The organism is Spirochaetota bacterium (assembly GCA_017999915.1).
Taxonomy (GTDB): domain Bacteria; phylum Spirochaetota; class UBA4802; order UBA4802; family UBA5550; genus RBG-16-49-21.
In genome coordinates this window covers 52,790-79,385 of record JAGNKX010000011.1, presented here as the reverse complement: position 1 = coordinate 79,385, position 26,596 = coordinate 52,790, and the positions used below count along the sequence as shown (strand labels likewise).

At 56.7% G+C, this 26,596-nt stretch carries 31 protein-coding genes; 24 read left to right on the top strand and 7 right to left on the bottom strand.

The genetic code is table 11. The features are described from left to right. Window positions 1-336 precede the first annotated feature (336 nt). The 14 genes from KA369_16135 (at window position 337) to KA369_16070 (ending at window position 8,016) form a co-directional block, all read left to right on the top strand. Window positions 337-1,164, top strand: coding sequence for a class 1 isoprenoid biosynthesis enzyme (locus tag KA369_16135; GenBank protein ID MBP7737512.1), 828 nt, complete (start codon window positions 337-339; stop codon window positions 1,162-1,164). 335 nt (window positions 1,165-1,499) lie between these two features. Then, entirely contained in the window at window positions 1,500-1,781 is a 282-nt protein-coding gene (locus KA369_16130) for a type II toxin-antitoxin system RelE/ParE family toxin (GenBank protein ID MBP7737511.1), read from the top strand. Window positions 1,782-1,797: 16 nt separating this feature from the next. After that, the gene (locus KA369_16125) at window positions 1,798-2,100 is read left to right on the top strand and encodes a HigA family addiction module antidote protein (protein MBP7737510.1); all 303 of its coding nucleotides are present in this window, start codon (window positions 1,798-1,800) and stop codon (window positions 2,098-2,100) included. Between the two features lie 246 nt (window positions 2,101-2,346). Continuing rightward, window positions 2,347-3,369, top strand: a complete 1,023-nt coding sequence (locus KA369_16120) for a class 1 isoprenoid biosynthesis enzyme (protein ID MBP7737509.1) — start codon at window positions 2,347-2,349, stop codon at window positions 3,367-3,369. 172 nt (window positions 3,370-3,541) lie between these two features. Next, window positions 3,542-3,781, top strand: coding sequence for a type II toxin-antitoxin system Phd/YefM family antitoxin (locus KA369_16115; protein ID MBP7737508.1), 240 nt, complete (start codon window positions 3,542-3,544; stop codon window positions 3,779-3,781). Next, window positions 3,778-4,176, top strand: coding sequence for a type II toxin-antitoxin system VapC family toxin (locus KA369_16110; GenBank protein ID MBP7737507.1), 399 nt, complete (start codon window positions 3,778-3,780; stop codon window positions 4,174-4,176). Before KA369_16115 ends, KA369_16110 begins: the two co-directional genes overlap by 4 nt. Before the next feature lie 231 nt (window positions 4,177-4,407). After that, a complete protein-coding gene (locus KA369_16105) occupies window positions 4,408-4,608 on the top strand; it encodes a type II toxin-antitoxin system VapB family antitoxin (protein MBP7737506.1) in 201 nt (66 codons plus the stop codon). Beyond that, complete coding sequence (locus tag KA369_16100) at window positions 4,605-5,015, top strand: PIN domain-containing protein (GenBank protein MBP7737505.1); 411 nt, start codon at window positions 4,605-4,607, stop codon at window positions 5,013-5,015. The genes KA369_16105 and KA369_16100 overlap by 4 nt, the downstream gene beginning before the upstream one ends. Window positions 5,016-5,198: 183 nt before the next feature. Next, window positions 5,199-6,263, top strand: coding sequence for a radical SAM protein (locus KA369_16095; GenBank protein ID MBP7737504.1), 1,065 nt, complete (start codon window positions 5,199-5,201; stop codon window positions 6,261-6,263). A 22-nt stretch (window positions 6,264-6,285) separates the two neighbouring features. Beyond that, on the top strand, window positions 6,286-6,546 hold the full coding sequence (locus KA369_16090) for a DUF2442 domain-containing protein (protein MBP7737503.1): 261 nt from the start codon (window positions 6,286-6,288) through the stop codon (window positions 6,544-6,546). A gap of 126 nt (window positions 6,547-6,672) precedes the next feature. Then, window positions 6,673-6,903 (top strand): ribbon-helix-helix protein, CopG family, encoded by a 231-nt coding sequence (locus KA369_16085; GenBank protein MBP7737502.1) that lies wholly within the window; start codon window positions 6,673-6,675, stop codon window positions 6,901-6,903. Beyond that, a complete protein-coding gene (locus KA369_16080; protein ID MBP7737501.1) occupies window positions 6,900-7,226 on the top strand; it encodes a type II toxin-antitoxin system PemK/MazF family toxin in 327 nt (108 codons plus the stop codon). The genes KA369_16085 and KA369_16080 overlap by 4 nt, the downstream gene beginning before the upstream one ends. 183 nt (window positions 7,227-7,409) lie before the next feature. Further along, window positions 7,410-7,649 (top strand): type II toxin-antitoxin system Phd/YefM family antitoxin, encoded by a 240-nt coding sequence (locus KA369_16075; protein ID MBP7737500.1) that lies wholly within the window; start codon window positions 7,410-7,412, stop codon window positions 7,647-7,649. Then, window positions 7,639-8,016: a type II toxin-antitoxin system VapC family toxin gene (locus tag KA369_16070; protein ID MBP7737499.1), complete on the top strand. Its 378-nt coding sequence runs from the start codon at window positions 7,639-7,641 to the stop codon at window positions 8,014-8,016. Before KA369_16075 ends, KA369_16070 begins: the two co-directional genes overlap by 11 nt. A 37-nt stretch (window positions 8,017-8,053) precedes the next feature. Here the strand turns inward: KA369_16070 and KA369_16065 are convergent, their stop codons facing one another. The 3 genes from KA369_16065 to KA369_16055 form a co-directional block, all read right to left on the bottom strand. Then, window positions 8,054-9,049 carry a sugar kinase gene (locus KA369_16065; GenBank protein ID MBP7737498.1) on the bottom strand — a complete coding sequence of 332 codons (996 nt, stop codon included), beginning with the start codon at window positions 9,047-9,049 and terminating at the stop codon, window positions 8,054-8,056. A 2-nt stretch (window positions 9,050-9,051) separates the two neighbouring features. After that, window positions 9,052-9,942: an SPFH domain-containing protein gene (locus tag KA369_16060; protein MBP7737497.1), complete on the bottom strand. Its 891-nt coding sequence runs from the start codon at window positions 9,940-9,942 to the stop codon at window positions 9,052-9,054. A gap of 140 nt (window positions 9,943-10,082) precedes the next feature. Beyond that, on the bottom strand, window positions 10,083-10,550 hold the full coding sequence (locus KA369_16055; protein ID MBP7737496.1) for a redoxin domain-containing protein: 468 nt from the start codon (window positions 10,548-10,550) through the stop codon (window positions 10,083-10,085). A 246-nt stretch (window positions 10,551-10,796) separates the two neighbouring features. Between KA369_16055 and KA369_16050 the strand changes: the two genes are divergently transcribed. The 7 genes from KA369_16050 (at window position 10,797) to KA369_16020 (ending at window position 20,966) form a co-directional block, all read left to right on the top strand. Continuing rightward, window positions 10,797-12,383: an FGGY-family carbohydrate kinase gene (locus KA369_16050; protein ID MBP7737495.1), complete on the top strand. Its 1,587-nt coding sequence runs from the start codon at window positions 10,797-10,799 to the stop codon at window positions 12,381-12,383. Between the two features lie 175 nt (window positions 12,384-12,558). Further along, entirely contained in the window at window positions 12,559-14,052 is a 1,494-nt protein-coding gene (locus tag KA369_16045; GenBank protein MBP7737494.1) for an aminotransferase class V-fold PLP-dependent enzyme, read from the top strand. Window positions 14,053-14,543: 491 nt separating this feature from the next. Continuing rightward, window positions 14,544-15,179 (top strand): TetR/AcrR family transcriptional regulator, encoded by a 636-nt coding sequence (locus KA369_16040; GenBank protein ID MBP7737493.1) that lies wholly within the window; start codon window positions 14,544-14,546, stop codon window positions 15,177-15,179. Between the two features lie 196 nt (window positions 15,180-15,375). Beyond that, complete coding sequence (locus KA369_16035) at window positions 15,376-16,995, top strand: FGGY-family carbohydrate kinase (protein ID MBP7737492.1); 1,620 nt, start codon at window positions 15,376-15,378, stop codon at window positions 16,993-16,995. Between the two features lie 21 nt (window positions 16,996-17,016). Further along, window positions 17,017-18,420, top strand: coding sequence for an aminotransferase class III-fold pyridoxal phosphate-dependent enzyme (locus tag KA369_16030; protein ID MBP7737491.1), 1,404 nt, complete (start codon window positions 17,017-17,019; stop codon window positions 18,418-18,420). Window positions 18,421-18,453: 33 nt separating this feature from the next. Then, window positions 18,454-19,791, top strand: a complete 1,338-nt coding sequence (locus KA369_16025; protein MBP7737490.1) for a ribulose 1,5-bisphosphate carboxylase — start codon at window positions 18,454-18,456, stop codon at window positions 19,789-19,791. Between the two features lie 119 nt (window positions 19,792-19,910). After that, the gene (locus tag KA369_16020) at window positions 19,911-20,966 is read left to right on the top strand and encodes a hypothetical protein (protein MBP7737489.1); all 1,056 of its coding nucleotides are present in this window, start codon (window positions 19,911-19,913) and stop codon (window positions 20,964-20,966) included. A 3-nt stretch (window positions 20,967-20,969) separates the two neighbouring features. Here the strand turns inward: KA369_16020 and KA369_16015 are convergent, their stop codons facing one another. Then, the gene (locus KA369_16015; protein MBP7737488.1) at window positions 20,970-21,644 is read right to left on the bottom strand and encodes a FecR domain-containing protein; all 675 of its coding nucleotides are present in this window, start codon (window positions 21,642-21,644) and stop codon (window positions 20,970-20,972) included. A 219-nt stretch (window positions 21,645-21,863) separates the two neighbouring features. Here KA369_16015 and KA369_16010 point away from each other — a divergent pair, with 219 nt between their 5' ends. Together KA369_16010 and KA369_16005 are read left to right on the top strand one after the other, a co-directional pair. After that, window positions 21,864-22,937: a YchF family ATPase gene (locus tag KA369_16010; GenBank protein ID MBP7737487.1), complete on the top strand. Its 1,074-nt coding sequence runs from the start codon at window positions 21,864-21,866 to the stop codon at window positions 22,935-22,937. Window positions 22,938-23,050: 113 nt separating this feature from the next. Then, on the top strand, window positions 23,051-23,926 hold the full coding sequence (locus tag KA369_16005) for a fibronectin type III domain-containing protein (protein ID MBP7737486.1): 876 nt from the start codon (window positions 23,051-23,053) through the stop codon (window positions 23,924-23,926). Between the two features lie 13 nt (window positions 23,927-23,939). On the opposite strand, the gene KA369_16000 is transcribed toward KA369_16005, so the two are convergent. Genes KA369_16000 through KA369_15990 form a run of 3 tightly spaced genes read right to left on the bottom strand, consistent with a single transcriptional unit; the run spans window position 23,940 to window position 25,725 of the window. Further along, window positions 23,940-24,290, bottom strand: coding sequence for a hypothetical protein (locus KA369_16000; GenBank protein ID MBP7737485.1), 351 nt, complete (start codon window positions 24,288-24,290; stop codon window positions 23,940-23,942). Then, window positions 24,287-25,009: a class I SAM-dependent methyltransferase gene (locus KA369_15995; protein ID MBP7737484.1), complete on the bottom strand. Its 723-nt coding sequence runs from the start codon at window positions 25,007-25,009 to the stop codon at window positions 24,287-24,289. Before KA369_15995 ends, KA369_16000 begins: the two co-directional genes overlap by 4 nt. Before the next feature lie 59 nt (window positions 25,010-25,068). Further along, on the bottom strand, window positions 25,069-25,725 hold the full coding sequence (locus tag KA369_15990) for a class I SAM-dependent methyltransferase (protein ID MBP7737483.1): 657 nt from the start codon (window positions 25,723-25,725) through the stop codon (window positions 25,069-25,071). Window positions 25,726-26,034: 309 nt separating this feature from the next. On the opposite strand from KA369_15990, the gene KA369_15985 reads away from it, so the two are divergent. Beyond that, window positions 26,035-26,592 (top strand): LemA family protein, encoded by a 558-nt coding sequence (locus KA369_15985; GenBank protein MBP7737482.1) that lies wholly within the window; start codon window positions 26,035-26,037, stop codon window positions 26,590-26,592. The last annotated feature ends 4 nt before the right edge of the window (window positions 26,593-26,596 follow it).

The window sequence follows — 26,596 nt, the reverse complement described above, 5'->3', positions numbered from 1 at the left end:
GAATGTCAATCTATGATAATTATTTGCAATATATAAAACACCAACTATTATAAGACAAATAAAAAATTTCAAGGGACATTATATTCATTGTTTTGTGTTGCGGATTTAAACTTGACATTACAATCTTTTATTGTTTATGAATAGAAAGAATCTTATACATAATTGTTTATGTGCTCTGCCAATTTGAAAACATTCATTGAAAAGATCGCATCTATAGCCTTTGACGTAATATCCCCTGGTGCTGGAGAGAACCTGTGTCAAATCATCAATGAACAGGTAATAGAGTTATGTGAATCCCTTCCCAACTGTGTTCTATCCGAGTCCGTGCTTTTTTTCATGAAATACGCAGGTATTAAACTGGGAGAGCCCCTCAATTTTTTCAGTCATTTTCATCGACCCGTCTGGTCTCCGCTCCATTGGCTGACCATCCGGGAGGGTGAGGGCCCACTTTCGAAAGACTGTCTCGATCATGCCATTCGCGGCCACGCCATGGCCATGACCCTTCATTCCCTCGACGACCACCTCGTGGACGGGTCTATTCCGGTGTCTCACCTTTCGCTGCTTATCCGGAGTGAAGCGTGGCGCCGCCTGAATGACGCCATTGACAGCCTCTGCACCGATCTTCCCGGCGGCATCGAAATGGCCAGGGGCCTTATCGACGATTACTACGGGGGGATCACGGAAGGGGAAACTCCCAGGAATATCGAGGGATATTGCGATCTTTTCCGGAAGCAGCTGGCCACGGGACTTGTCATGCCGCTCCTGGTCGCGCGGAAGACCGGCTGCGATGATCGATTCATGTCGGGTCTTCGGGGCGCCACAGAGTCCTTCGGCATAGCCTGGCGGCTACTCGACGACATCCAGGACCTGGAGGCGGACATGGCCGGCGGCGCCCGCAGCGCGGTCTATGTGTGCCTTGATGATAAGGGCCGCACCCTCTGGGATGAACGGGGCCAGGGCACAGGGAAGGGCGCGGAAAAAAGATCGGAGCGGATCTGCGCCATGGTCAACGAAGGAAAGATCATAGAGACTATCGCAGGCCGCATCGTGGCGGAGATGGATAACGCTGCGGCGCTTGCGGACGGTATCGGTCTCCGGGGCCTCGGGGATGAGTACCGGGCCCTGGCCGGGCCGGTGAGGGAATGGGTGGGCGATCACCGATAACTATCGGTCCCGCCGGGGTCAGAGCAGCCTCGAACCGATAACTATCGGCGCACCAGGTGCCAGAGTAAAACAATCCCGGTTGCACCCCTGCTTATTTTGAAAAATATTTCATTTTGTCTTCGCCCATTCGTTTATCCTATCAGAAGCTGCTGACAATATCATTCAATGCCGGATAAACGTGAAATATTGATATAATTTCACACTGGCGCCCATTATTTTTATTTTTCCCCGGCCTATCCGTTATCCTTCATGTGACGGGCGATAGTGTCGAATACCAAATATATAAATTAATATAATTCTGCTTGACGATACTAACGAGAATCGGTATTATTGATATGATCAAATCATTCAATTCAAAAGAAACTGAAAGGATCTGGAAAGGAGAGCCATCAAGGAAATTGCCCGCTGATATACAGGGAAAGGCAAGGATGAAGCTGAGGATGATCAATAATTCCGCTTCTCTGAATGATTTGCGCATCCCTCCGTCTAATCATCTTGAATCTCTCAGGGGCGACAGAAAGGGACGCTACAGCATCCGTATAAATAATCAGTGGAGAATCTGTTTCATCTGGAATGAGGGAAACGCCTATCATGTTGAAATTGTCGATTACCATTGAACGATGAGGATTGATTATGAAACGCTTGCCCAATATACATCCCGGTGAAATTCTGTCTGAAGAATTTCTCAAGCCGTTGCGCATAACCGCGTACCGGCTTGCAAAGGAAACCAATATTCCTCAGACACGCATTTCCGAAATACTTAAAAAGAAGCGCAGGATAACGGCTGATACCGCGCTGAGGCTCAGCAAGTTTTTCGGAAATTCCCCCGCGTTCTGGCTGGGGCTGCAGAATGATTTTGACCTGGAAGAGGAGAATAATAAAATATCCAGGGAATTGGATAAGATTCATCCTTTTTCGAAGCTGCAGGCATCTTAGCTTCTTCTGGTGGAATACGTGAAGAGGGGTATGAATAATGGGCGTAACGTCAGTCAGACTGAATCAAAAGGAAGAAAGGCTGCTTAAGCTGATGAAAAAGTACTATAATTGCGACGCGTCGACTCTGCTGAAAAGATCCCTGTATGAATTATATGAGGATCTTAAAGATAAGGAAATAATCGAACAATTCGAAAAGAAAGACAAAAATAAAAAGACGCAATTTGTCACTTTAGAAGAATTAATAAAATGACAGATCCAATCCTCCGGGCGTGTTCCACAGTCAGCTTCGGACCTATAGATATAGGCGATGCCGCCGGTTTCTACCGCCCTATAGATATAGGCGATGCCGCCGGTTTCTACCGCCGTCTCAACAGCCACATGACAGCGCTCTGCCGCTCCCTGCCTGAAACCATGCAGACGAAGGCGATGATGTTCCTCATGGAGTACGGCCGCATCGCCGTGGGGGAGTCCCTTGACTTCTTCAAGCATTATTACGCCCCGTCGTGGTCGGCCCTGTACTGGACCGTTGCCGCGCCGGGAGCTTGCGGCGCAATCTCCGAACAAGACCTGGACGACGCCCTCCGCTGCCAGGCCATGGCCATGTCGCTCCATTCCTTCGACGACCACCTGGTGGAAGGGGGCGTTGCCGCTTCCCATCTTACCCTGCTGGTGCGCTCCCAGGCGTGGCGCTTCATGAAGGACGCCATCGGCCGCTTCTGCGATGGCCTTCCAGGTGGTAGCGCCATCGCAGCGGGCCTTATCAACGATTATTACTGCGCCATCACGGAAGGGGAGGCCTCCAAGGATCTTGACGGGTACTGCGATCTCTTCCGGAAGCAGATGGCCACCTGGGTGGTGATGCCGGTGCTCTGCGCCCGCAAGTCCGGGAAGGGTGAAGAGTTCATCACGGCCCTGCGGGGCTCCTACGAGTCCTTCGGCATTGCCTGGCGGCTCCTCGACGACATACAGGACCTTGAAGATGACATGGCCGACGGCGCCCATAGCGCGGTGTACGTATGTCTTGACGATAGAGGCCACGCCCTCTGGAATGAAAAGGGCCAGGACACAGGGAAGGGCGCTGAAAAAAGATCGGAACGGATCTGCGCCATGGTCAGTGAGGGAAAGATCATCGAGTCCATCGCCGGCCGGATCGTGGCGGAGCTGGACAAGGCGGCAGCCCTCGCCGACGGAATCGGTCTCCGGGGCCTCGGGGATGAGTACCGGGTCCTGGCAGGGCCGGTGAGGGAATGGGTGGATAGGAACCGATAACTATCGGCCCTACCGGGGTTTGAGCATCCTCGCGCCGATAACTATCGGGTCTTTGATCCGAATTATTTTAAAAAATATTTTATCGTTTTCCCCTCCCTGTTCGTTCAATACTATGATGAGACGAAATGATTATTTTCTTGACAACTTGTCAACTTGTGTGTACCTTCATGATATGAAACATCTGCAGGTCGGTGAATTCAAATCCAGGTTTTCCAGTGTCCTCGATGATGTCAGGAAAGGCGAGGAGATTACCATCTCATATGGAAAGAAAAAGGAAAAGGTCGCAGTGATCGTGCCTTATTCAAAATACAAAAAGAATATACGCAGAAAATTGGGGATCCTCGAGAAGAGGGCCTCCTGCGTCATTGGCGATGATTTTTCCCTGTCAGATGAAGACATGATCGAGTCATGAATTATATCCTGGACACTCACGCGCTGCTCTGGGCCCTTTTCGATCATACCCGCCTCTCGGAAAAAGCGTCTTCTGTCATACTCGATCCTGACAATGAGATCAATGTCAGTCTTGTCACCTTCTGGGAAATCGCCCTGAAATACAATCTTGGAAAACTGACGCTGGAGGGAGTGGCCCCGGAGGAGCTGCCGTCCTACGCGGAGAAAGCCGGCTTTGAGATCCTGGGGATCACTGCCGAAGAGGCGTCTTCATTTTACAAGCTCCCCAGGCTGCGGCACCATGACCCGTTTGATCGGATGATCATCTGGCAGTGCATACGGAACAACATGTGCCTCATTACCAGGGACAGCGGGATCAATGACTATGCGGATCATGGATTGAAAACAGTCTGGTAGCTTACCTGGTCCTGGCCGGGCTGGTGGGGAATGGGCGGATAGGCACTGATAACTATCGGTGAACATGCATCGGACCGTTACAATCCAGCTTATATTTTTAATAAAAAAATATTATTCCCGATCTTCCCTGCTCGTTCGTATATCTTTTTGTGGGACAGGACTTCCCTGGTAACATTTTCCTGTTGACATTACACATAGAAATGTGTAAATTATTACACAAGGAGATGCGGTATGGCTACAAATCTGGCGATTGACGACAAGCTCATTGTGCAGGCCCAGAAGTTGTGCGGTTTGAAAACAAAGAAGGACACGGTGACCCTTGCGCTCAAGGAGTTCATTTCCAGGAGAAAGCAGGAGGAGATTATCGGCCTTTTCGGATCGATCGAGTATGATTCCGATTATGATTACAAGAAGGGCCGGAAGCGTCCATGAACGTGCTGGTGGATACCTCGGTGTGGTCACTGGCCCTCCGCAGAAAGGCGGTCTTCGATAGTGCCTATGTCAAGGAACTGTCTGAATTGATACAGGAGCTGCGCGTGGCCATGATTGGGCCCATACGCCAGGAATTGCTGTCCGGAATATCAGAAGAGAGCAAATACAATACCCTCAGGGATACGTTGAGATCCTTCGAGGACATTCCGATTGAAACAGAGCATTATGAGATGGCGGCCCGGCTTTTCAATCACTGCAGGAAAAAGGGGATACAGGGGTCCGCCGTGGATTTTTTAATCTGCGCCGTGGGAATCAAAAACAAGCTCCCGATTTTCACCCTTGATAAAGATTTTGAGAAATATAAAGGCCATATGGATATTATGCTCTATAAGATAAGAAAGAAGTAAAGGATACGGATATCCCGGGTCTTTGCCGTGCGGGAGAAGAGTGCCGGACGACCGGCGGTTGGCTGAATTCAACCGATAACTATCGGCCGGGATGATATCCGCCCAGGCTGTATCCCGGAACATGACACTGGTCAGGAATAATACGAAAGAATTTAAAAGAATAGACGGATTAAAAATAGAGAATTGGGCAACATAACACAAGGCAATATCCCGGACAATATCCGGCATTCAATCGAAAAAGACGTCCTCAGCGTGGAGGTGACCACGCGGTGCAACAGCGCCTGCGGCCACTGCTTCGCCCGGGCCGGCAGGGACGCGGCCCATGACATGGACCTTGCGACGGCCCGGGAAATCGCCGCCGAGGGAAGGTCCCTCGGGTACCGCCATTTTCACATCACCGGCGGCGAGCCGCTCCTCTGGCCCCAGCTCTTCAATCTCATCGACGAGGCCGCAGCGATGGGATACGAGTCGGTCTTCATAAACACCAACGGCACCCTTCTCACCACGGAGGCGGCGCGGCGCCTGGCGGACCATGGCGGCCGCGTCTCCCTCTCCATCAGCCTCCAGGGGCCCGAGGAGCTCCATGACCGGGTCCGGGGCGGTTCCTTTCAGGCGGCCCTTGCCGGCCTTGAGAGCGCCCTCGCCGCGGGGATCGGCGTGTATGTCTTTACCACAGCGGGGAAGAGCCTTTTACCGGAGCTCCCGCGCTTCGCGGAATTTCTTTTTGATACCTATCCTGCCATAAAAGATCTTACCCTGATCCAGCTTATCCGCGTCCATGGAGACGCACTGGACCTCTCGGAAGAGCTTCTCTCGCCGGAGGATTTTATCTCCCTGGTGCGTATGACCGCCCTCCTGAACCTGTACGGGTACCGGGTCACGGTGCTCCAGAACCCCCTGGCCACGGCCGCGTCCCGCGCTTTGAATATGCCCTGGGTCGCGCCAGCCCTTCCGCTCCACCGGTGCGGCGGCGTCATAGTCATGGCCGACGGCGCCATCACCCTGGCCCATTCCACCAGGGAGTCCTTCGGCGCCTACGGGCCCGGGGCTCTTGGCGGGGTCCTCGCGTCGGATGAATACCGGAAAGCGTCGGGGCCCGATGACGACGGCTGCGCCGGGTGCCGGTTCCTATCCCTCTGCCGGGAGAACGCCATGGTGCGGCCCTCTGAGTGGTTCCGCTCCATGGGTCGGCCGGGGCTGTTCTGCAGGGAAGTGCTCGGGCTGGCCGTCCCGGAGGCGGAGGCATGACGCGCCGATAACTATAGCAGCCATGAAAAAAATTCATGATATCAAGCATATCTCTTTTGACGGGCCGTACATTATACTTGCGGTTGACGGAACGGATTACCGCGTCGACCTCCATGGCCAGTCAGAGAAACTGGCCGGCAGTTCCGATGCCGTGAAGAACAATTACATCGTTTCGCCTTCCGGCTACGGCATACGCTGGCCCGATATCGATGAGGACCTGTCGATCGATGGGCTTATCGGCGTGAAGCATAAAAGCGGTTTTTCATCCAACAAGACAGCATAAAGATTTCATTTTCACCCTCCCTGTTCGTTATATACTATAAGCCCGTCGGCACGACAGCGCAATCGGTGTTACATACATGTGATTTATTATATTGACAGGGTGGTATAATAGTAGTATATTAGTGGTATGAAAGTGAAAACATCCATTACTATATCAAGAGAATTGTTAAAAGAAATCGACAGGATCATATCAAAGTCGGGAAACAGGTCGCTTTTTATCGAAGAAGCGGTAAGGGAATACCTGAAGGGGAAAAAGCGGCAGCTGCGCGACCGGAATGACACGGAAATAATCAACCGGTCAGCGGGTGACCTGAACAGAGAAGCGGAAGAGGTCCTTTCATACCAGGTGAAGATATGAAGAGGGGCGACCTGTACCGGGTGCGTAAAGGATCGCATCGTGACCCGAAGATTTTTCGTGTCTTTGCCGTTGTCAGCAGGCAGGCGCTGATAGACTCTAAATTTTCCACGATCATGTGCGCCCCCATCTACACATCGTACCATGGGCTTTCGACCCAGGTGCCGGTCGGCACGGAAGAGGGCCTGAAGCACAACAGTTGCGTTTATTGCGATGAGATAATCAGCATACCCAAGTCGTCCCTTACCGACTACGTGAGCACCCTGCCGGATAATAAGATGGATGAATTGAACAAGGCCCTTGCCATCGCCCTTGGTATCGAATAGGACGCCGTTGCATCTATCAATTTTATCGAAAGCAGCATAGACATTTCATTTTCACCCTCCCTGCTCGTTTGGACCGGCAAATAGGCGTATCGGGTATTTTGTTCCAGTCACTAATTAATCTTGACGGAGGTCTTCGGAAATTGTAATATGTATAGTAGATATATACATTTTAAAGGTGCTGCCATGAAAGCGTCAATTGTCGATCTTCGCTATAAAATGAGGGAAATTCTGAAGGCCCTCGATCGCAACGAGTCGGTATCGGTGCTCTATCATGGCACGGTGAAGGGAGTCATAGTGCCTGCGGGGGCACGGCGCCACGGGAAGGTGAAAGAGCATCCCTTCTTCGGCATGACATCCCGTGGGACGGGGAGTGTCGAAAGCATCATGAAAGAATTAAGGAACGGCCGGCACCATGATGTATGACACTGATATCCTCATCTGGGTCCAGCGTGGCAATGAAAAAGCCGCGGCTCTGATCGAAAACGCCGATGACCGTTCAATATCCCTGCTGACCTACATGGAGCTCATGCAGTGCGCCGCCAACAGAAGGCAGCACAAGGTCATCAAGGATTTTCTCCGGGACTTCAACTTTTATACCCTTCCGATCACCGAGTCCATCGGGCACAGGGCGTCGATTTATATTGAAGAGTACTCCCTTTCATCCGGCCTGAGGGCCGGCGACGCCATTATCGCGTCCACCGCCGTGGAGCATGGACGCAGGCTTGTCACGGGCGACAGCCGTCATTTCAAGGCGATCAGGGAGCTGCAGCTTAAGATTTTCAAGCCGTGATTTGATTCTGCGGTGGGCCCTTTGCTACGGTGAGAAACTATTCATTTTTAATGAGCAGCGCCTTCCGGTCGGCCAGTCCGATGGTGGCGATCTTCCCGGAGTTGAATTCCAGGTAGTCGCTCTCGATGCCGTCGCTGAAGATGACGCCGTTCTGCGCCATCTGCGACGTCACCACCAGGGGCGTCGACGGGTCGATCCTGCCGAAGCCGATGGAGGCGCGGGAGCTCATGCTCCCGAAGGGCTCCCGCACGGTGAAGTAGAGATAGTCCGCGTCCCAGGGGAAGCGGCCCGGGTCCGCGCCGCGGGCGGCCCCGTCATAGCCCGTCGCCACCTGGCGCGCCCCCTCGATGATCGATTTGAACCAGCCGGTGGAGCCGCACCCGGTGGACACGATGATGCCGCTGGAGGACTGGGGCTCCTCCGCGCCGCCGAAGCTCAGGGTGCAGCGGAAGGATATGTGGCTCTTCGGCCCGATGAAGATGTCGTTCACGCCGAAGAGCTCCTGCCCGTCGTTCAGGGCGGCCCGGGCGATGCTGATCCGGTCCGTGCCGAAGTCGCCGGCAATGATCCGCCGGGCGTGGCGCGCGGCCCCCTCCACGTCGAAGGGCATGAGGACGCCGTCGATCCGCTCCGGGTCGGGGTTCACCGCCAGGATCGGCTGGCCCTCCAGGTACTTGGCCGTGTTGATGACCAGGCCGTCGGGCCCGACGGTGATGACCAGGTCCTTTTCCGAGAAGAGGAAGTTGGGCAGGTAGGTCCAGTCGATCTGCTGCACCTTCATCCCCGGCGGGACCATTCTCCTGATGCGGTCCACCGCGGATTTATACAGGGTGTCGGCGCTCTCGATCTCCCGCAGGTCGGCATCGATCTTTTTCTCTTCGGCCTTCAGGGCGGCGGCGGAGGCGGCCCGGGGCATCGCCGCGGCCATGAACGACTGGTGAAGGTAAAATTTTGCCTGGGACTTGGTGGAGAATTTGCGCACCAGCTGCTCCAGCTGCGTCTCCTTGGTGACGATGACCGCCTTTTCGAACATGGCTACTCGGCTTTTTTCTTCCCGCCGATCTTATCGTCCAGCAGGAGCGACAGCAGGTCCGGGGTGATATTCAGGTTCCCGATCTTGTTCTGGTTCTCCCCGAGGGACTTCAGGCCCAGGGCTATCATCATCTTAGGGTCAAGGTCCCGGTAGGGGGCCCATTCCAGCACCCAGGCCTTGGACTTGAATTCCGATTCGCGGAGCTTGTTGGCCCCCTCGATCTCCACGAGGTCCTTCCGCCGCTGGGCCAGGTCTATCTGGGAGTTGATCTCGTTCTGCTTGATGATCCGCTCCTGCTCCACGGCCGCGGCGCGGCGCGCGTAAATAGCCTCGTCAGCCTTCTTCTGGAGGAGCTCCCGGTACTCCGCCTCCAGGGCCTTGGCGATCTCCGGGATGGGCGTCACGGATATGAAGTAGATGCTCTCCACCTCGACGCCGAGGGCGACGATGGTGCCGTCGTCCTTGACCTTCCCGAGCACGGCCCGGGCGATCGACTCCGACTGCGACAGCGCGTCCTCCAGGGTCATCGACTGGATCCGCTCCCGGGCAGCCATCTGCACCGCGTTGGTTATCCGCTGGGAGAGCTTGTCCGGGTCGTCGGACACGTACTGGCCGGTCTCGGGATAGATCGAGAAGTTCAGGGCGGAGAATATCTTCTTCACGTCGGTGACGCGGTAGGTAAGGTGCCCCTGGATCGATACCGCCTGGAAGGTCTTCGTCATCTCGTTGAAGATGAAGTCCCCGTCCCTGGTGGTGATGGGGATGGACACCACCGTGGCCCGTGATTTGCGGTAGAAGAATGATATCCCCTGTCCCTCTTTCTTTATCCTGCCCCCGATGAACTTGATGATGTAGTTGTTCGGCTGGCCTTTGAAGAACTTTATGAAAAGCATGGGCGTCTCCTTGTGATGGAATGATACCGAATGCAAATAGGATAACCGGGAGCGGGATTTTGTCAATCAAGATAGCGTGGGGAATCATGGCTATGTATGTGAAGGCGAGGATGCGCATCCTCGCCTTCACAGGCGTATCATTATTGCACCTTCAGGTGCCGTATCACCTCTTCCAGGTCCGGGATCTCCGGTATCTCGTATATACGGTACCATTCGATGGTTCCCTTCTCGTCGATGAGGATGTTGGCCCTGCCGGAAAATCCGAGCCTGTCGATAAAGAGGTCGTACTTCTGCGCCACGTCGCCGTGGGGCCAGAAGTCGGCGAGGATATCCGTGTGCTCCAGCTCGAGGAAATCGGCCCATTCCTTCTTGCTCGGCACGCTGTCCACGCTCAGGCCCAGGGCCACGGTATTGAGCTTCGACAGCTCCTCGTGCTTGATATCGAGGCTTTTCATCTGCACCGCGCACACGCCGGTCCATGCCAGGGGGTGGAAGGAGAGGAGCACCTTCTTGCCCTTGAGTGAAGACAGTGAAATTTCCTGGCCATCCTGGTTCTTCAATGTGAAGTCCGGCGCCTTGTCTCCGATTTTAAATCTTAATTCTCTCATTATAACGCCTCCCTTTGGATATATATGATTTCAATATTACAATAAAATACATTATTTTTTAACATATGACAATAAAAAGTTAGAAATTTAGTAAATATTAAATTAGCCTTTTTGTAAAAAATAAATTAATAATAAACGATATTTGCCACGCCGGCGTTTTATACTTGCGCTTTCCATGTTCCGGTGACATTATTCATCGATCCCCGGTCGGGGACATGACTGCGGAAAAAATGAAGGGGGACCGGCATGGCGGTAAACGAAAAGTATATCCTGGCCATCGACCTGGGCACATCAGGTCCGAAATCGGCGATCATCTCGACCAACGGCGATGTGGTCGACTCGGAGTTCATGGACGTTCCCCTCCAGCTCTTTCCGGGGGGCGGCGCCGAGCAGGACCCGGACGACTGGTGGATTGCCATCATGGCAACCTCGAAGAAGGTGCTGGCCAGGAAACTCGTGCACGCCAGCGACATCGTGGCCGTGTCCTGCACGTCCCAGTGGTCAGGCACGGTGCCGGTGGACGAGCAGGGGAACCATCTCATGAACGCCATCATCTGGTACGACACCCGCGGCGCAAGGTACATGAAGGATGTGGCCAAGGGCCTCGTGAACGTCGAGGGCTTCGGCCTCCTCAAGGCCATACGGTGGGTCTGGCTCACCGGCGCGATACCGTCGCCGGCGGGCAAGGACCCCTTCTGCCACATTCTCTACCTTAAAAATGAGAAGCCGGACATTTACCGCAAGGCCTATAAGTTCCTGGAGCCGAAGGACTACCTGAACCTTCGCTTCACCGGCAAGTTCTGCGCGTCCTACGATTCGATCGCCCTCCACTGGGTGACCAACAACCGCGACATCAACAACATCTTTTACGGCAAGAAGCTCCTCAAGTGGTCCACCATCGACCCGGCAAAGCTGCCGGATCTTAAAAAGGCGGTGGAGATCTGCGGCGTCATAAAGCCGGAGGTGGCCGACGAGCTGGGCCTTCCCCGGACCGTGGTGGTGGGCATGGGCTGCCCCGACGTCCAGTCGGCGGCCATCGGCTCCGGCGCCGTGAAGGATTACGAGGGGCACATCTATATCGGCACCTCCTCCTGGATCATCTGCCACGTGCCCTTCAAGAAGACCGATCTCTTCAATAACATAGCTTCGCTTCCCTCGTCACTGCCGGGCCGCTACTTCCTGGCCAACGAGCAGGAGACCGCGGGCAAGTGCCTCATGTTCCTCCGTGATAACCTGTTCTTTCCGAAAGACCAGGTGTCGAGGGAGCCGGCCCCCGCGGGCGTCTATGGCAGGTTCGACGAGGCCGTGGCGGAGGTGCCCGCCGGGAGCAACAGGGTCATGTTCACGCCGTGGCTCTACGGCGAGCGCACGCCCGTAGAGAACGAAACCGTGCGGGGGGCTTTCCTGAACGTGTCCCTGGACACCACCCGCGCGACCATGATCCGCGCGGTCTACGAGGGCGTCGCCCTCAACAGCCGCTGGCTCCTGGGCTGCGCGGAGGGCTTTATCAGGCGGCCCTTCCCGTATCTCAACTTCATCGGCGGCGGCGCCAATTCCGACGTGTGGAGCCAGATCCTGGCGGACGTCCTCGGCAGGAAGATCCGGCAGGTGAAGGACCCGATCACGGCCAACGCCCGCGGCGCCGCGTTCCTCGCGGCCATTTCCCTCGGGTATATCACCGTGGACCAGATCTCCGAGCGTATCGCCATCAAAAAGGAGTACGAGCCGAATCCCGCGAACAGGAAGATCTACGACGAGCTCTTCAGGGAGTTCGTGAATTTCTACCAGACCAACAAGAAGATGTACCACAGATTGAATAAAAGGGAAGATTAGAAAACCCCTCCCCCTAGATGGGGGAGGCCAGGGTGGGGGTGAATAAGTTACAGGATACGCACATGGTTTTTATCACCCTCCCCTGTCCCCTCCCATCGAGGGAGGGGGATGTATCATGAAAATAAAAACCGGAGTTATCCTATTGAATCTCAACATAACCACCATTGAACGCATCATGAAGCGTTTTGACCCCCGTCATGTCGAATTTGTCATGAAGACGCTCAAGTCGATATCCTTTACGAGAAAGATCATACGATCGCTGGTCGAAAAGGAAGGGACCGCCCTGATGAAGGAGATCGAAGGGTCCCTGAATCCGTACCGGAGCTCCCTGGACGAATACGCGTCCCTTCCTGACGAGGGAATGCCCCGGAAACGGATACTGAAGATGATGGAGGACCTGAAAAAAAAGGAGCAGGGCAAATGGAGCGGCGGCTTCGTATCCGGCGCCGTGTACCACGGCGACGCGGCCCATGTCGATTTCCTGAACCGCGTCTACGCCATCAACTCCCAGTCCAACCCGCTCCACATCGACGTGTGGCCCAGCATCATCAAGTACGAATCCGAGATCATCGCCATGACCGCGGCCATGCTCGGCGGGAGCCGGCGGGGAGCGGAGGAGGTGTGCGGCTCCGTCACCTCCGGGGGCACGGAGAGCATCATCATGGCCATGAAGGCGTACCGGGACCGGGCCCGCCTGGAGCGGGGCGTCAGGAGGCCGGAGATGATCGTTCCGGTGACGGCCCACGCGGCCTTTGACAAGGCGGCGCAGTACTTTAACATTAAGATCATCAAGGTGCCGGTGGACGGCAATTACCGGGCCGACGTCACGGCGGTGAAGAAGGCCATTTCGCGGCGGACCATCGTGATCGTCGGGTCCGCGCCGACGTTCCCCCACGGCATGATCGATCCCATAGAGGAGATGTCCGAGCTCGCGCGGAAGAGGAACATCGGCTTCCACACCGACGCGTGCCTGGGCGGGTTCCTCCTCCCCTGGGCGGAGGAGCTCGGATACCCGGTGCCGCCCTTCGACTTCCGCCTCCCCGGCGTTACCTCCCTGTCAGCGGACACGCACAAGTACGGGTACGCGGCCAAGGGCACCTCCGTGGTCCTCTACCGCGACAGGGACCTCCGGCACTACCAGTTCTTCAAGACCGGGGACTGGCCCGGCGGCCTCTATTTTTCACCCACCATGGCCGGGAGCCGCCCCGGGGCCCTGATCGCGGCCTGCTGGGCCTCCATGGTTTCAATGGGCCGGAAGGGATACCTTGATTCGGCGAAGAAGATCATGGCGACGGCCGAGAAGATCAAGAAGGGGATCGCGTCGATGCCGGAGCTTTATATCCTGGGCGATCCCCTCTGGGTCATCGCATTCGCCTCCCATGACGTGAACATCTACAGCGTCATGGACCACATGACCCGCCTCGGCTGGAGCCTGAACGGCCTCCACAAGCCGTCGTGCGTCCATATCTGCGTAACCCTGCGCCACACTCAACCCGGCCTGGCTGACCGCTTCATCAAGGACTTGAAAAAAGCGGTCCTCTTCGTTAAAAAGAACCCGGACGAGAAGGGCGACATGGCTCCGATGTACGGCATGGCGGCCTCCTTCCCGGACCGGGGCCTGGTGGCGGACGTTATGGATATCTACATGGATACGCTGTACAAGGTGTGAAAAACCGATAGTTATCGGTTACCGATAACTATCGGAATCTTGTCAGAGCAAGACCCATAAAGCCCCCACTCCCGCTTTTTTGCCCTCACCCCGCCTCCGGCGTGCCCTTTGTCAGTTATTGCCCTCACCCCCCGGCCCCCTCTCCCATTACGAATTGAATAAAGGAGAGGGGGTGTTTAAAGAGTAGCCCTCTTCTTTTTTCACAACCAAATGGGAGAGGGCGCACCGGAGGTGGGGTGAGGGTATGTTGACACACAGAGCGCGGGTAAAATAAAAAGTGGGTGAGGGGACCAAACTACAACTGTGTTGGTGTCAGAGTAAAATATCGTTGTTAGCAATATAGATAAACATATTTATTATATTGTATATTTATATCATTTACCATTAAATTAATTCATTTTCCATTAATTTTTCATTGACTTTTTAATTTAATACCGTTAAATTAACATATATAAATTAAAAATTATCACTCAACCTAGAAGGTACAACCAATGCCAAAGGCAACCCGCAGCGTCGAAGAAGTTGAAGAGGTCCGCGATAGGATCCTGGAGCGCGCCTTTGAGATTCTTGTACATGAAGGATTTGAGAGCCTCTCCATGGGCAAGCTCGGCTCAAAGATGAAAATGACCGGGGCCAACCTCTATAACTATTACGCCAACAAGGACGAGCTCCTCATAGCGATTCATAAGAAATCGTTCCAGATGATCCACGACAAGATCCGCGCCGCCGTTAACAGCGCCGCGACGCCCCTGGACCGGATCATGGCCCTGGCAAGGGCCTATGTTGAATTCGGCATCCAAAACGTGAATATGTACGACATCATGTTCAATAGGCCCATCAGGCAGTACAGCGATTATATCGGGACGCCCCAGGAAAAAATGTCCTACGAGGAATACCACAGCTCGATCAAGGCCCTTGTCTTCGCCGTTACGGTTGTGCGCGATTACATGGAGTCGCGGCCGGAGCTGGCGAAGAGCGACCCCAAATTTGTCACCATAAAATTCCTGAGCGCCCTCCACGGGATCATATCGCTGCACAACAGCGGTATTTTGAAGGAGATGGATGATAACCCGGACCTGGTCATGAACGCCATCATTGAAGGCACGATCCGGTCGCTGACAGAGTGACCGGGAATATAGATTCTGATCGTATTAATTACTTTAACTTGTCAGGAGGTAAAGAGATGAAGATAGCACAACTCGTAAAGGTGTTCCTCCAGTTGCTGTCGAGGATGTTCTCTAACATGGTGTACGTGCACAAAGTGAAGAGCAGCCACCTGTTCGGCCAAACGCCTCACACGGCGATGCGGTAGGCGGTACTGACATGGGGGGGTCTATGAAATACGTCCTCGCTGTCGATCTGGGAACGTCGGGTCCGAAAACGGCGTTGATATCAATTCACGGCGACGTGGTCGCCGACGCCTTCGCCGAAACGCCGGTCATCCTGCTTCCCGGCGGCGGCGCCGAGCAGGACCCTGAGGGGTGGTGGAAGGCCATCATCTCCACGGCGAAGCAGGTCCTGGCCCGGAGGCTCGTGCCTGCCGATGACATCATCGCCGTGAGCGTCACCACCCAGTGGTCCGGCACCGTGCCGGTGGACAGGGACGGCCGGCACCTGATGAACGCCGTTATCTGGATGGATTCGCGGGGCGCCGAGCCCTTCAAGGAAAAGCTCACCGGTTTCCCGAAGTTCGAAGGGTATCCCCTCTCCAAGGTCATTACCTGGCTCCGCCTCACCGGCGGCGCGCCGGCCATGTCCGGGAAGGACCCCATCAGCCACATCGTGTGGATCCAGAAGAACTGCCCCGATATCTACCGCAACACCTACAAGTTCCTCGAGCCGAAGGATTACATCAACATGCGCCTCACGGGAAAGTTCGCCGCGACCTTCGATTCCATCCTGCTCCACTGGGTGACCGACAACCGCGACCCGGACAGGGTGGTCTACAGCGACAAGCTTATCCGCATGGTCGGCATAGACCGGGACAAGCTCCCCGACCTGATCCGCGCCATCGATGTGCTGGGCCCCCTGAAGAAAGAGGTGGCCTCGGAGCTGGGCCTCAAGGCCGGGACGCCGGTCATCGGCGGCACGCCGGACGTGCAGTCAGCCTGCGTCGGGTCCGGGGCCGTGCGGGACTACGAGGGCCACGTGTACATCGGCACCTCTTCCTGGATAACGGCCCATGTGCCCTTCAAGAAGACCGACATTTTTCACGGCATGGGCTCCTTCCCGAGCCCTATCCCGGGACGGTACCTGATCCTCACCGAGCAGGAGTGCGCCGGCAAGTGCCTCCTCTGGCTCCGTGACAACGTCCTCTACCACAAGGACGAGCTCCTCCAGCAGGAAAAGGCCCCGGACATCTTCAAGGTCCTGGACAGGATCGTGTCCCGCATACCGGCCGGCGCCAACAACGTCATCTTCACGCCGTGGCTCTACGGCGAGCGCACGCCGGTGGAGGACCGCCACATCCGGTCGTCCCTCTTTAACCTCTCCCTGGAGAACACCCGGGAGGACATCGCCCGCGCCGTGTTCGAGGGTGTGGCCCTGAACCAGAAGTGGCTCCTCACCTACGTGGAGAAGTTCACGAAGAGGCCCTTCGCGGCGCTCAACTTCATCGGCGGCGGCGCCAATTCCGATGTCTGGTCCCAGATCCTCGCCGACGTGATGAACATCAACATCAGGCAGGTCCAGGACCCGATCTTCTCCAACGCCCGGGGCGTGGCCTTCCTGGCTGCCCTGTCCCTGGGCCACATCACCGTGGAGGACATTTCCCGGTGCATTAAGATCAAGGCGGAATTCCAGCCCAATCCTGACCACCGGAAGATATATGACAACCTGTTCCTCGAATATGTCAACCTGTACAGGTCTCAGAAAAAGGCATGCGCGCGGATCAATTCAACCAAGGCTGCCGGCGCCTGCACGCCGGCGCCGCAATTTCAGTAATACGAAGGAGGCTGTTTCACCATGGAATACAATGAAATACTATCGCGGTTCAAGAAGGTCCTCGCCATACCACCCAGGGGGCTCCCGGCGGAGACGCTGGAAAAATACCGCGCGATGTACACGAATAAGAACAAGAAGTCCCTGGAGATGTTCGAAAAGGCGAAGAACGTCATCCCCGGCGGCGTCGAGCACAACCTGAGCCAGAACCATCCCTTCCCGGTGGCGATGGACCGCGCCAAGGGCTACCATGTGTGGGACGTCGACGGCAACGAATACGTCGACTACCTGATGTGCGGCGCGCCGATCATGCTGGGTCACAGCTACAGCCCCCTGGACGACAAGATCATCGACATCATCAGGACCAAGGGGCCGGCCACGGGCCTCACCTCGGAGTATGAGCTCATGGCTGCCCAGGAGATCATCGACCACATGCCGGCCGTGGACATGGTCCGGTTCCTCCAGTCCGGCACCGAGGCGGACATGGCGGCGCTCCGCATCGCCCGGGCCTACACCAACAAGCAGAAGATCATCAAGATCGGCGGGAGCTACCACGGCTGGTCCGACCAGATGGTCTATTCGCTCCATGTTCCGAAATCCGGCCCCCTCTATTCGAAGGGGATTACCAAGGAAAGCTACGCCCATATACTGGACGTTAAGCCGAACGACTTCGACGAGCTGGAAAAGACCTTCAAGGACAACGCCAATGACGTGGCCGGGGTGATCGTGGAGCCTATCGGGGGCGAATCCGGGGCGCACCCGGTCCATCCCGACTGGAACAGGACCATACGGGCGCTGTGCGACAAGTACAATGCCCTCCTTATCTTCGACGAGGTGGTCACCGGCTTCCGGCTCGACATGGGCGGGGCCCAGAAGTATTTCAACATCATGCCGGACATTACCGTCCTGGGCAAGATCATCGGCCACGGCTATCCCTCCTGCGGCGCAGTGGCCGGGCGGAAGGACGTGATGAAGGTCTGCGCCGGCGGCCTGGGCGAGAAGATATACGTGGGCGGAACCCTGGCGGCGAATCCCATAACCACGGCGGCCTGCTACCATGCCATCAAGCTCATGGATGAGCATGAAGCGGTAAAGAAGGCCACGGCCTACGCCGACCGCCTCACGAAGGCTATGAACGATCTCTTCGCCACGCGGGAAGACCTGGGCTTCTTCGTTTACAATTTCGGCCCCATCATGCACTACGTGACGACTGGATTCTTCGGGGTGGACGTGTCGGCGCCGGACGCGCTGAAGCAGGTCCTTACCCGCAAGGCGGTGGCGGACAGCTACCAGATCGTGACGTCGGCCCTGGGGCTCTGCTCGCTGGCCGGAACGCGGATGTACACCTGCATGCAGCATGACGACGAATCGTTGAAAAAGACCCTGGACGTCTGGGAGCGGCTGCTTTCAGAGATTCCGAAGGGCTGATATGGATTATTCAATTTTAAGAAGGAGGCTTATATGACGAAGAAGGAAAAAGAAATTTGCGTACAGATAGATGAGTTTGCACCCAAGCCGATCGCAATACCTGAGGCTGTCGACATGGAAACCCATCTTATCGCCACCTACTGGACCCAGCTCGACAAGGCATGGGACATGTCGGTGATGGGGCAAGTGCTTGCCATCGAGCAGACCACCGGTACCTGGACCCCGGTGCCGGGCGAGACCCCGGAGATTCGGGCGAAACACGTCGCGAAGGTGATCGGCGTGTACGAGGCGCCTTATTATGAATATGGCGTGCCCGCCGACGTCACGGCCCGGCAGTACATCGTGCAGATCGCCTTCCCTGCGGCCAACGTGGAGGACCAGCTCCCCATGATGCTGACCGCGCTTGTCGGAAACATTTCGCTGGTGCCCAACTTCAAGCTCCTGGACATCAGGCTTCCAAAGGCCACCCTGGACCAGTTCAACGGGCCAAGGTTCGGGACCGATGGCTGGTGGAAGGCCCTGGGCCTGCAGAAGGGACGTCCCCTCCTCAATAACATGGTCAAGCCGTGCAGCGGGTATCCGCTTGAAGTGGGCGCCGAGCTCTTCAGGCAGGCGGCCCTGGGCGGCTGCGATGTCATCAAGGACGACGAGCTCATCGCCAACATGCGCTACAACGACGCGGTCGAGCGGGTCAAGCTGTACATGAAGATAGAAAAGGAAGTGTTCGAGGAGACCGGAGAGCACACCCTCTACACGGTCAACGTAACCGACCGTCTGCCGCGGATGTTCGACCTGGCCAAGCGCTGCATCGACGCGGGCGCGAACGCGATGATGGTCAACTACCTGGCCGTGGGACCGGAGGCGATGCGCGCCCTGGCCGACGATCCGAACATCAACGTGCCGATCCTGGCCCACATGGACGTGGCCGGCGCCTACTTCATGTCACCATACCAGGGGATATCCTCTCCGATAATTTTCGGAAAAATCGCGCGGCTTTGCGGCGCGGACTCGATCGTGCTTCCCTTCTCCATGGGCGGCAAGGCCATGTACATGCATGAGCGCTTCATGGCGACGACGAGAAACCTGATTTATCCGATGGGTAACTTGAAGCCCACCATGCCGATGCCGTCCGGCGGCATCACGCCGAACAACGTGCAGGACATCGTGAACGCCCTTGGCAAGGATGTCATGATCGGGTCCGGCGGCGGCATCCATGCCCACCCGATGGGTCCGCGGGCCGGCGCCCGGGCTCTCCGCCAGGCGATCGACGCCGCCATAAAGGGCGTAAAGGTGGACGAGTATGCCAAGGATCACGAGGAACTGGGCCGAGCTCTCGGCACATGGGGCAAGAAGACGGATTTCAAACTGTAATACAGTCTCACAGGAACGGCGCGGGATTAATTCCCGCGCCGTTTTTACTTTATGCGCGCACGGTGTTGCGCGCATGTCGTTTAAGGCATGATAACGCTTAATGAAGGATGAATATCGGCATGTTTCTCCATGATGACGGCCGGCTTCCCCGGGCCTGGGCTCCCTGGTTTTCCCATGAATATATCAATTACTGCGCCGTGCGGGCTTTGGCGGCCATCTGTGACCTGCCGCCGGTGCCGGTGCGAACTAATCCTTTTGGCGCCGATCCCTCCTGGCCCCTGGGGCCCCACCACCGGGACCTGTACAAGGAGTCGTTCCGCGTTGCGAGGAGTCTGGCCCCCCTGGGCTCCTTTGATTACTCGGCGCGGAACGGGGATTACAGCGCCGAGGCGCCCCCTGACGTGGCCATAGAACCGTGGAAGGTCCTGGTCATCTACGGCACCGAGCCGGACCTGAAGCCGGACTGCGACCTTTTTCTTCACAAGAGGCAAAAGCTCACCGGCGGCTCCCACGGGTGGCGCCACATGGAGTTCAGCGTCCTGGGAATGACCGTGGGGATGGTCCGTGAATCGTTCCGGTACCACCGGGACCGGGCGCGGGCCGCCTTTGGCGACGGCCATGAATACTGGGGCTGGCGGTATCTCTCCCGCTGCACCCATTACCTGGCGGACCTGGGCAATCCCTTCCATGTCAAGGCCCTGCCCGGACCGTATCTGGTCAGGCGTATCGCGTCGGTCCGCTCCCTCATGGTGACAGCGTCCGCCATACACAAGAGCTATGAAATATACGTTGAGCGCCGGTTCCGTGAGGGATTTTCTCCCTTCTGCGAGGCCCTGGCGCACGGCGCCGTGGAGGGGATCGGTTCGGGGGATATCGTCGACCGCGCCATGGACCGGTATGTGGCGGACGCGAAGAAACGGTTCAATTCCCTGTTCTATCATTTCATTGACATGTATGGAAAGGAACTCATTGATGCGTTCGGGGTCATGAAAGAGGAGAGCGGCGAGGACGCCTCGGAGCTGGTCTCCCGCTGCGCATCGGAAGCGTCCCGGGTGATATTCGGCGAATCAAAGAAATCATCCCTGGCGAGCCTTGACCGCATCACGGTGGATATCCTCCGTGACGTGGGGAAAATGCTCGGTTCGCTTCTTGGCGGATTCGTGAAGGCGCGGTGACCGCTACTCGATCTTCGTCCAGTCGACCTTTTCTCCGATGGAGGCGGCCATTTTCTCCACTCCTTCGTCCGTGTGATGCTTGAGCCCGGCTTTTTCTATTTTGATGGCGCCCTGTTCCCTTGTGAAATAGTGACCCGAGTGATGGTTCGCTGATACCAGTTTCTCCCCGGCATCTTGGGCGGATTTCGTGAAAATGCCGCCGCCCGCTTCGGGCTTGAAGCGTATCCTGCCGTTGCATACGCAGGTATAGATCTTTTCATTGCTCTCAGCGGTCAGACATAAAATCGTACCCCGCACGGAAGCGGTAACGGTCGGCGTTTTTATGTTCATGTCGCCGGTCAAATTTTTGTTCCGGAGCAGGGCCCCCAGGCCGCCCCGTGACAGTTCGCAATTGCTCCCGCGCGTAGTGACACGGTAGAGGAACCTGGCCCCGGGCCACAGGGCAATGATGTTTTTTTCGCCGATGGTTATATGGCAGATGGATCTGTCCCCGGTTTCGATCACGTCGTCGAAGCGGACCGTGTCCCCCAGGGTGGCTTTCTTCCCGTTCACCGTGACATCTCCAACCATGAACTTGACTTTGCCATCGGTGTTTTTTCCGGGCATGAATTGCTTGCATGCCTGTGTCGAGAGGGCAGTCGTTGCGATAATGATGAGAGCCATCAATGTCCGTGCCATGGAGTGCCTCCTTGTTTGAATTATGGTAGTATGTGATGTTTTCATGGAAAGGTCAATTATTAATTATTTCACGACCGATAGGCGTGCAAGCGCTTGCGCGCCTATCATATGGGGTATTTGCACGGCCGTCAATGAGGGTGATGTAAAAATCTCTTGCCATTATCCGGGCCCATCCATAACGTGACGTTCCATTAAGAATTGAATTACAAGGAGACTCTTGTGAAAGTTGGAATCATGGGCCTGCCCCAGTCGGGGAGGCGTACCTTATATGCCCTTCTGACCGGCGACAGGGCCGAATCGATAAACCCCGACGGCAAGGATGCCGTGGTGGGGATCGCGCCGGTGCTGGACCCGCGCTTCGACGAGCTGGCGCGCAGGTACCGCCCGAAGAAGGAGACCCGCGCCCGCATTACCGTGGAGCTCATCCCCGCCCTGGAGGAGAACGCCATCCGCGAGGGGGCGGTGTTCAGGGACATCGCCGGCACCGACGCCCTCTGCCTGGTGGCGCGCGACTTCAAGGACGACCGTGTGTACCATGCGAAAGGGAGCGTTAACGCCATGCGGGACGTCGACGCCATCATGTCTGAACTCCTCATGCACGATCTTATCCTGATCGAAAAGCGCCTGGAGCGGATCGCCGAGGGGAAGAAGCGCGCCAAGGACGAGCAGGGCCAGAAGGAGGAGCCCCTCTTCCTCAGGATGAAGGAGCACCTGGAGAAGGACCTTCCCCTCCGCACCATGGAGCTTTCCGCCGAGGACAGGAAACTCCTCACCGGCTATTCCTTCATCACCATGAAGCAGATGATCATCGCCCTGAACGTGGGGGAGGGCGACATTGCCGGCGCGTCACTCGTAGATACCGTAAAGGAAAAATACCATGGCCAGGAAGTGGCGCCGGTGCAGATATCGGCGCGCCTGGAGGCGGAGATCGCGGCCCTTGAAACGGCCGAGGAGCGCACCGCCTTCATGAAGGACGCCGGCATAGCGGAGCCTGCCCTGGCCCTCCTCACCCGGGCCCTGATGGCCTCGCTGGGGCTCATATCCTATTTCACCGTGGGAGAGGACGAGGTGCGCCAGTGGATGGTGCGCCGGGGCGCAGCCGCGCCCGAGGCGGCCGGCGTGATCCACAGCGACATCCAGCGCGGCTTCATCCGCGCCGAGGTGATCAAGTACGGAGACCTGGTTTCCCTCGGCTCCGAGGAAGCGGTGAAGAAGGCCGGCAAGCAGTACGTCATGGGCAAGGAGTATATCGTCGAGGACGGCGACATCATGAACTTCCGGTTCAACGTGTGAGGGGACCTTCCGGCTGAATCATCCCTTTGACTTTTTTCTCCCGCCGTCTTGATCACCGGCCCGCGCGGCAGTATATTGAAACCGAGTGAAATAACCGACCACAGGAGAGGGATATGAACACCTTCGTATTTCTTACCACCGGTACCAGCATTCTTATTTTCATTTTCTCCGCAGTGGGGCTTTTCCGGATTGTCAGGTCCATCAAGACAGAGCGGCCCCTGAAGCCGGGCGCGGGTCTCGGATGGCTCATTCCGCTCCTGGCCATATCCGCCGTGGACATCGTCACCTGCGTCATTATCATTACCCTCCTTCCCGGCGCTCCGGCTAAAATCGAAGCGACCGACGGAACATACAGGGACAGGATAGTGGTGACATGGAAATCCGTGCCGGGCGCCAGGGACTACCATGTCCTACGGGCGACGACCCCGGACGGCACCTATACCGACGTATCGGGCAGCATATCGAAAACTTCTTTCATCGATACATCGGCCAGGCCGGGGAAATACTATTACAGCGTTGTGGCGTCCAACGATGTGGGGGACAGCATGCAGGGCGCGCCCGATGGCGGGCACCGGGCCATAAGCGATTTAGAGTTTTTTGCGATCTACAGCGTGACCGAGAAGAGCGGCGTCGCAAAGCTGAAAAAGCTCGGGACCCTCGGGGAGGAGACCGAGGCGGGCGCGGTCAGCGGCACCGTCAGTTACAGCGCCAAATTTGACGGCAGGGCCCATGTGGTCAACATGTATACCAATTATTCTGATTTCAGCGCGGACCAGGGGAATCACATGGTCCTGAACGGCGCCATAAATACTGAGACCAGCGCCCTCGGAAACGGCTCAACCGTGGGCAGGGTGGATGTGACCGGCTATTACAGCGGTTACGTGAAATACAACCTGGTGATCGGCAGGAAGCAGAAGGCGGGCGGCACGTACCTGGTCAGCCAGGACGGCGGGAAGACCGAGACCGCGGTCCCGTGGAATTACCGGTGAGCCATCGGGCGGTTCAGGACCCGTCGCCGGCGCCGGGCGCTTCCTTCGGCTTGTCGTTTTCCTTGTAGCAGTACTTGCATCCGTGAATCAGTATCTTCCTCTTGCCCTGCTCCTCGGTCTCGGAGGCGTAGAGCGCCTCGTACTTTGTCAGCTCCTTGCCGCAGAGGGGGCAGAGCCTGGCACCGGGGGCCCGGGCCATGCTGAAGTAATCGACCCGCTCCGGGTTCACCGTTGCCTCCGGGGCATCCTTCTTCACCCGCATCTCCTTCAGCTTCTCCTTGCCCGACTGGTACGAGGAGTAAAGGTAGATGAACACCGTGGCCCCGATGATGAGGCCGATGAGATAGAGGATCTCGGACATCACGACTTCCTCGTAACGAAGTTGACCATGACGGTGCTGTCCCCGGGGGGGTCCACGGTATAATCGCCGTAGATGTCGATGATACTGAAGCCGGATCCCTCCACGAGGCGCTTCATCTCCTCTACCGTGTAGATGCGCTGGAGGTGCTCCTCCACGGAGGTCGTGCCGCCCCTCCGGTAGCGCAGGGTCGAGCAGACCAGGCGGGCGTCGGCGTCATAGGCGTTGCTCCATTCCACGGAGCCGCTCCGGAGCTCGAACCGGGAGGTCTTGCCGTCGAAATTCTCGTATATGTTGTGCTCGGTGGTGATATCGAACATGAACACGCTTCCCTCGTGCATGATCCGCCGCACGCAGCGGAACATGCTCTCTATATCGGCAGGTTCCAGCAGATAGTTCACGGAGTCATGGACGGAAAAAATAAAGTCCATTTTTTTTGCCAGGTAAAAATCGGTCATGTCACCGCAGAGGATGCGGAAGTTCAAAAAGGCCCTGGTCCTGGCGACGCGGAGCATGTCGATGGATTTGTCGAGGCCGTAGACGGTGTAGCCGTCGTTGGAGAATTTCGCGCCGAACCGCCCGGTGCCGCATCCCAACTCCAGGACCCTCTCCGGCTTTTCGACGTTGTAGGTCATGATGGACCTGATGTATTCGTACCATTCCTGGTAGTCCACGTGGCGCAGGAGGTAATCGTAAACGACGGCTATGTCTGTGTAGGGTTCCATAGGGCCTGGTAAGAACAGATGGTGTTATGCCGCGTGAAGCTGCGCCGGGGCGGCTTCGCCTACAGGGCAAATTCCAGGATATACTGGTTCGGCAGAAAATCGTGCTTTTTCAGAAGCCTGTACCCCGCCTTCGCGAACTCCTCGACGACCCGGCTGTCTTCAAGCTTGAAGGTCTCCGGGGGGCCGCCCTTCGATCCCTTCCGGTAATCTACGATCACCACGCGGCCGCCGGTTTTCAGCGCGGCCTTGATTTTCTTCAGATAGGCGACGCGGTTTTCCATGTGGTGATAGGTGTTGCAGATGAAGATCATGTCAAAGGACGCCCTGTCCAGGGCGGGGCTGTCGGGGCTGATGAGGGAAGCGCGGAAGTTTTTAATCCTGTTTTCCGCCGCGTATTTCTTCATGTGGGAAACCATGCCGGGATCGACATCGTAGCCGACCGCCTCTCCGCCGGGGGCGACGGCCCTGGCGAAGCGCCGCGTGAAATAGCCGCTTCCGGCGCCGATATCCGCTATGCGCTGGCCTTTTTTCAGATCAAGGGTCCTGATCACGTCGTCCGGCTTCTGCCACTGCGCACGGTCCGGCGCCTCGAAGAGCCGGATATAATGCGCGGAGTCCTTTTTCCTGCCATGTTTTTCATCCTCCACCATGCTTTTGGCGAATGCGGAGGGTGAGGCAAGGATGGATACTAATAATAGCGTGAAGAGTTTTCCCATGGGGTTCTCCCGATCAGACAGAATTTCGTAACGATGCCGCGATCATTTTCCGGTAGATTATCCGCGATCCGGCGCCCCGGTGTCAATGAAGAAATTATTTCATTCCCCGCGCTGGCGGGATGCGCGCGGTTAATAATAATGGAAGCTTCAGATCTCCACTGCCTCTATATTTTTTTCTTGATTAATAGCGACGATGTTCTACCATGAAATGAAATCATAGCCCGGCGGATTTCCCGCCGCGGCAGCTGATGATGAATACACAGGGAGGAATTCAAAGTGAAAACAATATCGATCCGTCTGGCGGCAATCATGGTGGCCCTTGTGGCGGCGACCGGCTGCGGCTACAACGTCATGCAGCAGCAGGAGGAAGAGGTGTTCAAGGCCTGGGGCGACCTGGAATCGAACCTCCAGCGGAGGGCGGACCTGATCCCGAACCTGGTGCAGGTCGTCAAGGGCTACGCCAAGCATGAGCGGGAGACCCTCACCGCGGTGATCGAGGCGCGGGCCAAGGCCACGTCGGTCCAGCTGAACGCCAAGGACCTGGGGAGCGCCCAGGCCTTCCAGAAGTACCAGCAGGCACAGGGCGAGATATCGTCGGCCCTGGGACGGCTCATGGTCGTGGTGGAGAGGTACCCGGACCTGAAGGCGAACGAGAACTTCCGCGACCTGATGCACCAGCTCGAAGGGACCGAGAACCGGATCAACGTCGCCCGCCAGCGCTACAACGAGGCGGTGAAGACCTTCAACTATTCGATCCGCAGCTTTCCCTACAGCCTTACCAACGCGGTGCTCCTGCACCTCGACAAGAAGGAGTATTTCAAGGCCGACGAGGCGGCGAAGAAGGCGCCGGAAGTGAAATTCGAATAAGCCG

What these genes read in the sequence shown, in the direction of transcription:
- KA369_15995 (MBP7737484.1), bottom strand. Translation starts at nt 25,009, where the DNA reads ATGGAACCCTACACAGACATAGCCGTCGTTTACGATTACCTCCTGCGC.
- KA369_15985 (MBP7737482.1), top strand. Translation starts at nt 26,035, where the DNA reads ATGGTGGCCCTTGTGGCGGCGACCGGCTGCGGCTACAACGTCATGCAG.
- KA369_16110 (MBP7737507.1), top strand. Translation starts at nt 3,778, where the DNA reads ATGAATTATATCCTGGACACTCACGCGCTGCTCTGGGCCCTTTTCGAT.
- KA369_16015 (MBP7737488.1), bottom strand. Translation starts at nt 21,644, where the DNA reads ATGGCACGGACATTGATGGCTCTCATCATTATCGCAACGACTGCCCTC.
- KA369_16070 (MBP7737499.1), top strand. Translation starts at nt 7,639, where the DNA reads ATGATGTATGACACTGATATCCTCATCTGGGTCCAGCGTGGCAATGAA.
- KA369_16115 (MBP7737508.1), top strand. Translation starts at nt 3,542, where the DNA reads ATGAAACATCTGCAGGTCGGTGAATTCAAATCCAGGTTTTCCAGTGTC.
- KA369_16105 (MBP7737506.1), top strand. Translation starts at nt 4,408, where the DNA reads ATGGCTACAAATCTGGCGATTGACGACAAGCTCATTGTGCAGGCCCAG.
- KA369_16030 (MBP7737491.1), top strand. Translation starts at nt 17,017, where the DNA reads ATGGAATACAATGAAATACTATCGCGGTTCAAGAAGGTCCTCGCCATA.
- KA369_16085 (MBP7737502.1), top strand. Translation starts at nt 6,673, where the DNA reads ATGAAAGTGAAAACATCCATTACTATATCAAGAGAATTGTTAAAAGAA.
- KA369_16020 (MBP7737489.1), top strand. Translation starts at nt 19,911, where the DNA reads ATGTTTCTCCATGATGACGGCCGGCTTCCCCGGGCCTGGGCTCCCTGG.
- KA369_16025 (MBP7737490.1), top strand. Translation starts at nt 18,454, where the DNA reads ATGACGAAGAAGGAAAAAGAAATTTGCGTACAGATAGATGAGTTTGCA.
- KA369_16035 (MBP7737492.1), top strand. Translation starts at nt 15,376, where the DNA reads ATGGGGGGGTCTATGAAATACGTCCTCGCTGTCGATCTGGGAACGTCG.
- KA369_16060 (MBP7737497.1), bottom strand. Translation starts at nt 9,942, where the DNA reads ATGCTTTTCATAAAGTTCTTCAAAGGCCAGCCGAACAACTACATCATC.
- KA369_16075 (MBP7737500.1), top strand. Translation starts at nt 7,410, where the DNA reads ATGAAAGCGTCAATTGTCGATCTTCGCTATAAAATGAGGGAAATTCTG.
- KA369_16120 (MBP7737509.1), top strand. Translation starts at nt 2,347, where the DNA reads ATGACAGATCCAATCCTCCGGGCGTGTTCCACAGTCAGCTTCGGACCT.
- KA369_16125 (MBP7737510.1), top strand. Translation starts at nt 1,798, where the DNA reads ATGAAACGCTTGCCCAATATACATCCCGGTGAAATTCTGTCTGAAGAA.
- KA369_16045 (MBP7737494.1), top strand. Translation starts at nt 12,559, where the DNA reads ATGAAGCGTTTTGACCCCCGTCATGTCGAATTTGTCATGAAGACGCTC.
- KA369_16100 (MBP7737505.1), top strand. Translation starts at nt 4,605, where the DNA reads ATGAACGTGCTGGTGGATACCTCGGTGTGGTCACTGGCCCTCCGCAGA.
- KA369_16040 (MBP7737493.1), top strand. Translation starts at nt 14,544, where the DNA reads ATGCCAAAGGCAACCCGCAGCGTCGAAGAAGTTGAAGAGGTCCGCGAT.
- KA369_16005 (MBP7737486.1), top strand. Translation starts at nt 23,051, where the DNA reads ATGAACACCTTCGTATTTCTTACCACCGGTACCAGCATTCTTATTTTC.
- KA369_16135 (MBP7737512.1), top strand. Translation starts at nt 337, where the DNA reads ATGAAATACGCAGGTATTAAACTGGGAGAGCCCCTCAATTTTTTCAGT.
- KA369_16130 (MBP7737511.1), top strand. Translation starts at nt 1,500, where the DNA reads ATGATCAAATCATTCAATTCAAAAGAAACTGAAAGGATCTGGAAAGGA.
- KA369_16080 (MBP7737501.1), top strand. Translation starts at nt 6,900, where the DNA reads ATGAAGAGGGGCGACCTGTACCGGGTGCGTAAAGGATCGCATCGTGAC.
- KA369_16055 (MBP7737496.1), bottom strand. Translation starts at nt 10,550, where the DNA reads ATGAGAGAATTAAGATTTAAAATCGGAGACAAGGCGCCGGACTTCACA.
- KA369_16050 (MBP7737495.1), top strand. Translation starts at nt 10,797, where the DNA reads ATGGCGGTAAACGAAAAGTATATCCTGGCCATCGACCTGGGCACATCA.
- KA369_15990 (MBP7737483.1), bottom strand. Translation starts at nt 25,725, where the DNA reads ATGGGAAAACTCTTCACGCTATTATTAGTATCCATCCTTGCCTCACCC.
- KA369_16065 (MBP7737498.1), bottom strand. Translation starts at nt 9,049, where the DNA reads ATGTTCGAAAAGGCGGTCATCGTCACCAAGGAGACGCAGCTGGAGCAG.
- KA369_16090 (MBP7737503.1), top strand. Translation starts at nt 6,286, where the DNA reads ATGAAAAAAATTCATGATATCAAGCATATCTCTTTTGACGGGCCGTAC.